Below are 282 nucleotides of genomic sequence, written 5' to 3' on the forward strand. Positions count from 1 at the left end.
TAACCGGTACTAATGACCCGTGAGGCTTAACCTTACAACGCCAGAGGCGTTTTTGAGAGACACAATTTTCAGCCTGTTACCGGATAAAAATTAGCGGAAACGAAAGATTTTGCGGCATGACAAGGCGCAGAGCGAGGACGTCAGCGGGAGCATACTGAAGTATGTGACCGGTGTGGCCGAGCGATGGCAACGCGGTCATGGCGTGAAAGATTCGTTTCGTGCACCAAGATTTGCCTGGCGGCTTTAGCGCGGTGGTCCCACCTGACCCCATGCCGAACTCAG

Annotated in this window: 1 protein-coding gene; it reads right to left on the reverse strand. The window is 53.5% G+C overall.

Translation table 11 applies throughout. The annotated features are described in order from the left end of the window. Positions 1-76 precede the first annotated feature (76 nt). Positions 77-282, reverse strand: a 206-nt coding sequence (locus HFD87_RS22855) for a hypothetical protein (RefSeq protein WP_207712415.1), incomplete at its 5' end; no start/stop codon positions are given.

It is taken from the genome of Pantoea sp. EKM21T (assembly GCF_011800405.1).
In the GTDB taxonomy this organism is placed as follows: domain Bacteria; phylum Pseudomonadota; class Gammaproteobacteria; order Enterobacterales; family Enterobacteriaceae; genus Pantoea; species Pantoea agglomerans.